Here is a 5,097-nt window from a genome sequence, read left to right as displayed (position 1 = left end):
GCGCAGGCGTTTCAGCGGGCCAGCCGAGAAACTCACCCCGCAGGATTTCCCACTTGTGGCCGATGCCGGGGGTGCGCTTCATCTTGAACCCGGCGGCGTTGATCAACCGCCGTACCCAGCCGGTGCTGGTAAAGGTGCTGATGGTCGAGCCCGGCGCCGCCAGCCGCGCCAGTTCGGCGAACAGCTCGGCAGTCCACATGTCGGGGTTCTTGGCCGGGGCGAAACCGTCGAGGAACCAGGCGTCGACTTGCGCGTCCAGTTGCGGCAATTGCTCCAGGGCGTCGCCGATCAGCAACGTCAGGGTGACTCGACCGTTATCCAGTACCAGCCGCTGGAAGCCTTGGTGAATCGCGATGTATTGCGCCAGCAGTTGCTCGGCGAACGGCGCCAGTTCCGGCCAGAGGGCGAGGGCGCGCTGCAGGTCGGCGTGGCTCAGCGGGTACTTTTCCACGCTGACAAAATGCAGGCGTGCGCCCGCCACCGCGTGTTGTTCGAACAACTGCCAGGCGCACAGGAAATTCAGGCCGGTGCCGAAGCCGGTCTCACCGATCACCAAGCGCCCACCCACCGGCAGCGCCGCAAAACGTTCCTGCAGACGGTTCTGTTCGAGGAATACGTAGCGGGTTTCTTCAAGGCCCGACTTGTCGGAGAAGTACACGTCATCGAAGACCCGCGAGTGCGGGCGACCTTGGTCATCCCAGTCAAGCTGGGCGTGGGATACGGGGTTCATGAGCGGCTCGGCAAAGGCAAGGCGGCCATTCTAGCTGATCAACAGGGTTGTCATTGATCCATGGCAAGCCGCTGCGGAATTTCCTGCCACGTGTTGTTGCCCAATCCGCTAGTCTTGATCACTTCTGGAACGGAGCCGCCCATGTTCGAATCTGCCGAAATCGGTCACGCCATCGACAAAGACACCTACGACGCCGAAGTGCCGGCCCTGCGTGAAGCCTTGCTGGAAGTGCAGTACGAACTGCAACAGCAGAAGCGCTTCCCGGTGATCATCCTGATCAATGGCATCGAAGGTGCGGGCAAGGGTGAAACCGTCAAATTGCTGAATGAATGGATGGACCCGCGCCTGATCGAGGTGCGCACCTTCGACCAGCAGACCGACGAAGAACTGGCCCGCCCACCGGCATGGCGCTACTGGCGCCAGCTTCCGGCGAAAGGCCGCATGGGGATCTTTTTCGGTAACTGGTACAGCCAGATGCTGCAGAGTCGCGTCCATGGCGAGATCAAGGACGCGCGGCTGGACCAGGCCATCGCCGGGGCCGAGCGCCTGGAAAAGATGCTGTGTGATGAAGGTGCGCTGATCTTCAAGTTCTGGTTCCACCTCTCCAAAAAGCAAATGAAATCCCGGCTCAAAGCCTTGCAGGACGACCCGCTGCACAGCTGGCGCATCAGCCCGCTGGACTGGCAGCAGTCCAAGACCTACGACAAGTTTGTGCATTTCGGTGAGCGGATCCTGCGCCGCACCAGCCGTGACTATGCGCCTTGGTATGTGATCGAGGGTGTCGATGCGCACTACCGCGGGCTGACCGTCGGCAAGATCCTGCTCGAAGGCCTGCAAAACGCCTTGAAAGTGCCCAAAGGTAAAGCCAGCGGCATGAACCCGGCGCCGCTGCCATCGGCGGTTGACCAGATGAGCCTGCTGAACAGCCTGGACATGAGCCTGAGCCTTGAAAAGGACGATTACGAAGAACAGCTGATTACCGAGCAGGCACGGTTCTCCGGGCTGATGCGCGACAAACGCATGCGCAAGCACGCGTTGGTGACGGTGTTTGAAGGCAACGACGCGGCGGGCAAGGGCGGGGCCATCCGGCGTGTGGCGGCAGCCCTCGATCCCCGGCAGTACCACATCGTGCCGATTGCCGCGCCCAGCGAAGACGAGCGCGCCCAGCCTTACCTGTGGCGTTTCTGGCAGAAGATTCCGGCGCGGGGCATGTTCACCGTGTTCGACCGCTCCTGGTATGGCCGGGTGCTGGTGGAACGCATCGAAGGCTTCTGCACGCCGACGGACTGGATGCGCGCCTACGGCGAGATCAACGACTTCGAAGAGCAACTGCGCGACGCCGGGGTGATCGTGGTCAAGTTCTGGCTGGCGATCGACAAGCAGACGCAGCTGGAGCGGTTCCAGGCCCGCGAGGAAATCCCGTTCAAACGCTTCAAGATCACCGAGGACGACTGGCGTAACCGCGAGAAGTGGGACGACTACCGGGCGGCGGTGGGTGACATGGTGGACCGCACCAGCACCGAGATTGCGCCGTGGACGCTGGTTGAAGCCAACGACAAGCGCTGGGCGCGGGTGAAGGTACTGCGCACCATCAACCGGGCGCTGGAGGAAGCGTTCGACAAGTCCGACAAGCATGACAAGAAGGACAAGAAGAAGTAACGCCATGCTTTTGCATACGCGGGGTGAATGATTGTCGCGGTTGAAGAGGGCGGGATCTATGCTCGATCCATCTCTCAACAACCACAACAATTGAGGTAGCCCATGCGTGAAGTAGTGATCGTCGACAGCGTGCGAACCGGCCTGGCCAAGTCCTTTCGCGGCAAGTTCAACCAGACCCGTCCCGATGACATGGCTGCCCATTGCGTGAACGCGTTGCTGACCCGCAATGGCATCGACCCGGCCACGGTCGAGGATTGCATCGTCGGCGCCGGTTCCAACGAAGGTGCCCAGGGCTACAACATCGGCCGCAATGTGGCGGTGTTGTCGCAACTGGGTACCGGTACGGCGGGCATGACCCTCAACCGTTTCTGTTCCTCGGGGTTGCAGGCGATTGCGATCGCCGCCAACCAGATTGCTTCCGGTTGCAGCGAGATCATCGTGGCCGGTGGGGTCGAGTCCATCAGCCTGACCATGAAGAGCGTCAACACCGATAACCTGATCAATCCGTTGCTCAAGGAACAGGTGCCGGGCATTTACTTTCCCATGGGGCAGACGGCGGAAATCGTTGCGCGGCGGTATCACGTCAGTCGTGAAGAGCAGGATCTGTATGCGCTGCAAAGCCAGCAGCGTACGGCTCAGGCCCAGGCTGACGGGTTGTTCGATGATGAAATCGTGCCGATGGCGGTGAAGTACAGGGTTGAGGACAAGAACACTGGCGCGGTGCAGGTGTTGGAGGGGGTGGTGGATCGGGATGATTGCAATCGTCCGGATACGACGTTGGCCAGTCTTGCGGGATTGAAGCCGGTGTTTGCGGAGGATGGGTCGGTGACGGCGGGGAATTCGTCGCAGTTGTCTGATGGGGCTTCCATGACACTGGTGATGAGCCTGGAAAAAGCGCTGGAACTGGGGCTTAAGCCCAAGGCGTTTTTTCGCGGGTTTACGGTGGCGGGGTGTGAGCCGGATGAGATGGGGATCGGGCCGGTATTTTCGGTGCCCAAGTTGCTCAAGGCCCGTGGGCTGGCGGTGGCGGATATTGATTTGTGGGAGTTGAATGAGGCGTTTGCCTCGCAGTGCCTTTATGCGCGTAATCGGCTGGAAATTGATAACGCCAAGTACAACGTCAACGGTGGGTCGATTTCCATCGGGCATCCGTTTGGGATGACGGGGTCGCGGCAGGTGGGGCATCTGGTGCGTGAGTTGCAGCGGCGCAAGTTGCGTTACGGCATTGTCACTATGTGTGTGGGCGGCGGCATGGGTGCCACCGGCTTGTTCGAAGCCGTACGCTGACTCAGTGTGGGAGTGGCGGTGCGACGATTCGACTTGCTCGCGAATGCGGCGGGGCAGTCGATGAAAATGTTGGCTGATAGACCGCCTTCGCGAGCAAGCCCGCTCCCACATTTGATCAGCACCGTATCCCAATCCGTTCACATCCCCCTAGAATGCACCTCCTCCACCTCAGGCATTCGGGGCACTCATGCACATCTCATCGGGCCGTTGGGTCTACGGTTTATCCCTGGCCCTGCTGACCGCGCTGCTCTGGGGCATTCTGCCGATCAAACTCAAACAGGTCTTGCAGGTGATGGACCCCGTCACCGTCACCTGGTTTCGCCTGGTCGTCTCCGGCAGTTGTCTGTTTATCTATCTCGCCGCCGTAAGGCGCCTGCCCAGTTGGCGCTCCCTCGGACCAAAAGGTGGCTGGCTGGTAGCAATCGCCGTGTGCGGCCTGATGGGCAACTATGTGCTCTACCTGGTCGGCCTCAAACTGCTGAGCCCCGGCACCGCGCAACTGGTGGTACAGGTGGGCCCGATCTTCCTGATGATCGCCAGCGTCTTCGTGTTCAAGGAACGCTTCAGCCTCGGGCAGGGCATGGGCCTACTGGTGCTGATCATCGGCTTCGGCCTGTTCTTCAACCAGCGCCTGACCGAGTTGTTGACCTCCCTGGGCAGCTACACCGCCGGTGTGCTGACGATTCTCCTGGCCACCACCATCTGGACCTTCTACGCCCTGGGCCAGAAGCAGTTGCTGACGGTATGGAATTCGTTGCAGGTGATGATGGTGATCTACCTGTCCTGCGCGCTCTTGCTGACGCCATGGGCGCACCCGATGGAAGCGCTGCAACTGAGCCCGCTGCAAGGCTGGCTGCTGCTGGCCTGCACCAGGGTTTGCCGGCCGCCTTCCAGGGTCAGCTTGAGCAGCAACTGAAATGCATCGCCGCCTTGTTTCAGTGCCAGCACCTCGGCATTTACGGTTTTTCCGGGGTCAATCAGGCCGGTCTGCGGCTCCAGCAGTTTCAGCAACTCGCCCGCTGCAGGCGCGGGCGCAGGCCCGGCCGGAAGCGTCGGGGGGAGCGTGGGAAGATTGATCTCACCGGTCATCGTGCGCGCCGTCTCAGGGGAAATTGCCCTCTTTAGAGTAGGGCATCACATGTATAATGCCGCCCGTCTTCAAAGAGAGCGTTAAAAACAACACAACTGATTGATCCAGCTCTCTAAAAACGGTCGCCAAAGCAGTTAATGTGCATCTCTTTAACGGCCGTTCCACCGCCGACTTGAACCGTAAAGGCCCGCGATCTCTTGACCAGCCCTCTTCTAGAAGCCGTAGCGCTCGCCTGTGAACGTGACCTGCGGATGCTGTTCGAACACCTCGAACTGCGTCTGGCGGGCGGCGACATGGTGCAGGTCAGCGGTCCCAACGGCAGCGGCAAGAC

General features: G+C 60.7%; 3 protein-coding genes and 3 pseudogenes. 4 read left to right on the top strand and 2 right to left on the bottom strand.

All coding sequences use genetic code 11. The features are described from left to right. Positions 1-730 (bottom strand): tRNA (5-methylaminomethyl-2-thiouridine)(34)-methyltransferase MnmD (mnmD, locus tag HX846_RS18040; protein ID WP_178965825.1); only part of this gene is annotated, 730 nt, incomplete at its 3' end. Between the two features lie 141 nt (positions 731-871). Here mnmD and pap point away from each other — a divergent pair. The 3 genes and pseudogenes from pap to HX846_RS18025 form a co-directional block, all read left to right on the top strand. Further along, the gene (gene pap / locus HX846_RS18035; RefSeq protein WP_178965824.1) at positions 872-2,389 is read left to right on the top strand and encodes a polyphosphate:AMP phosphotransferase; all 1,518 of its coding nucleotides are present in this window, start codon (positions 872-874) and stop codon (positions 2,387-2,389) included. Between the two features lie 102 nt (positions 2,390-2,491). Continuing rightward, on the top strand, positions 2,492-3,676 hold the full coding sequence (locus HX846_RS18030; RefSeq protein ID WP_102368466.1) for a thiolase family protein: 1,185 nt from the start codon (positions 2,492-2,494) through the stop codon (positions 3,674-3,676). A 187-nt stretch (positions 3,677-3,863) separates the two neighbouring features. Further along, a pseudogene (locus tag HX846_RS18025) lies at positions 3,864-4,544 on the top strand (DMT family transporter); the annotation flags it as partial. Here the strand turns inward: HX846_RS18025 and HX846_RS18020 are convergent. Next, a pseudogene (locus HX846_RS18020) lies at positions 4,523-4,765 on the bottom strand (flagellar hook-length control protein FliK); the annotation flags it as partial. The pseudogenes HX846_RS18025 and HX846_RS18020 sit on opposite strands and share 22 nt — an antisense overlap. Before the next feature lie 198 nt (positions 4,766-4,963). Here HX846_RS18020 and HX846_RS18015 point away from each other — a divergent pair. Continuing rightward, positions 4,964-5,097, top strand: a pseudogene (locus HX846_RS18015) (heme ABC transporter ATP-binding protein CcmA); the annotation flags it as partial.

Source organism: Pseudomonas sp. K5002 (assembly GCF_013386655.1).
Lineage (GTDB): Bacteria > Pseudomonadota > Gammaproteobacteria > Pseudomonadales > Pseudomonadaceae > Aquipseudomonas.
Note: the sequence above shows the minus strand (reverse complement) of the source record. Positions and strands in the feature narration are given on the sequence as shown.

Excerpts from the sequence above, each read along its gene's own strand:
- pap (WP_178965824.1), top strand. The coding sequence starts at position 872 with ATGTTCGAATCTGCCGAAATCGGTCACGCCATCGACAAAGACACCTAC.
- HX846_RS18030 (WP_102368466.1), top strand. The coding sequence starts at position 2,492 with ATGCGTGAAGTAGTGATCGTCGACAGCGTGCGAACCGGCCTGGCCAAG.